The organism is Kineococcus glutinatus (assembly GCF_039542765.1).
Classification (GTDB): Bacteria; Actinomycetota; Actinomycetes; order Actinomycetales; family Kineococcaceae; genus Kineococcus_A; species Kineococcus_A glutinatus.
Window position 1 is genome coordinate 1 of sequence record NZ_BAABIL010000557.1, and the last position, 1714, is coordinate 1714.

Sequence of the window (1714 nt, forward strand, 5' to 3'; positions counted from 1 at the left end):
GCCGGAGTGTAGGGGCCACCGCCCGCCGGCGTGCCCGGGCCGGCGGCCTCCCCGGGGGTGGGCGGGGGCGGGTGGCGGCGCTCCCCGCGCTGCGCGGGCCCGGTCACGCCCTAGGCTGGGCGCGCCGGCACCGGGCCGGCACGGAGGTGCGTGCGTGACTGAGCAGCCAGGTCCCCCGACCGCCGGGCGACCGCCGTTCCCGCTGCGGGACCCGGTCGTCATCGCCGCGTTCGAGGGGTGGAACGACGCCGGCGAGGCGGCCAGCCAGGCCGTCGCGCACCTGCACCGCGTCTGGGGCGCCCACGAGCTGGCCGAGTTCGACCCGGAGGAGTACCACGACTTCCAGGTCAACCGGCCCACCGTCCACCTCGACGACGACGGCCGCCGCCAGCTGGTGTGGCCGACGACGCGCGTGTCCTGGGCCCGCCCGCCGGACTCCGCGCGCGACGTGCTGCTGGTGCGGGGCATCGAGCCGTCCATGCGCTGGAAGACGTACGCGCGCGAGGTCGTCGAGCACGCCCGCGGCAACGGCGCCTCGCTGGTGCTGACGCTCGGGGCGCTGCTGGCCGACGTCCCGCACACCCGGCCGCTGCCGGTGACGAGCACCACCGACGACGACGACCTCATCGACCGCCTGGCCATCGAGCGCTCCCGCTACGAGGGGCCCACCGGCATCGTGGGCGTGGTGCAGGAGTTCGTCTCCGCCGCGGGCATCCCGGCGCTGTCGCTGTGGGCGGCGGTGCCGCACTACGTGGGCCAGCCGCCGTCGCCGAAGGGGACCTTGGCGCTGCTGCACCGGGTGGAGGAGCTGCTCGACATCGCGATCCCGCTGGAGGACCTGCCCGAGGACGCGCGCGCCTGGGAGCGGGGGGTGGACGAGCTGGCGGAGGAGGACACCGAGATCGCCGAGTACGTCCAGCAGCTGGAGGAGGCCAAGGACACCGCCGAGCTGCCGGAGGCCTCCGGTGAGGCGATCGCGCGGGAGTTCGAGCGCTACCTGCGCCGTCGCGACGACGGCCCCCGCCGGGGCTGAGGGGTCCGCGGGCGGGTGAGGCGCCTGGCGCGGCGGCTGCACGTCGACCTGGTCCGCAGCGCGCGGGCCGTGGAGCACCTGACGACCCTGGTGGTGGCGGCGGTCTGCACGATCCTGCTGACGCGGGGGTTCCTGGCGGCGACGGGGTTCCCGCGCATCGGCGGCGACTCCGAGCTGCACGTGGCCCACGTGCTGCCCGGCGGCCTGCTGATGCTGGCGGCGGTGGTGCTGCAGCTGGCGTACGTGGGGCCGGGCCCGCGGCCGGTGGCGGCGCTGCTGGGCGGGGCGGGTTTCGGGTTGTTCATCGACGAGGTCGGCAAGTTCGTCACCGCCGACAACGACTACTTCTACGAACCCGCCCCGGCGATCATGTACGTGGTGCTGGCGCTGCTGGTCACCGGTGCCTGGCGCTGGCGGGCCCGCCGGCCGCTGGACCCCGACGAGCGGGTGGCGGGCGCGGCGTTCGTGCTGGTGGACGGGCTGGCCGGGCGCCTGTCGCAGCGGCGCAAGCAGGAGGCCCTCGCGCTGCTGGCCGGCGCCGCGGACTCCCCCGGGGCCGAGGAGGTCGCCCGCCTGCTGGAGTCCGTGCAGCCGCGGGCGGTGTCGCCCTCGCACCGGCTGGAGGACGCCTGGGCGGCGGTGGGCCGCTGGTTCCACCGGCTGGCGCCCAGCCGGTGGGCG

The 1714-nt window shown here is 76.7% G+C and carries 1 protein-coding gene and 1 pseudogene; both read left to right on the forward strand.

What is annotated here, in order from left to right; all coding sequences use genetic code 11:
- The first annotated feature begins 154 nt into the window (after positions 1 to 154).
- The gene (locus ABEB16_RS18105) at positions 155 to 1033 is read left to right on the forward strand and encodes a PAC2 family protein (RefSeq protein ID WP_345713613.1); all 879 of its coding nucleotides are present in this window, start codon (positions 155 to 157) and stop codon (positions 1031 to 1033) included.
- Positions 1034 to 1048: 15 nt separating this feature from the next.
- Positions 1049 to 1714: pseudogene (locus ABEB16_RS18110) on the forward strand (hypothetical protein); the annotation flags it as partial.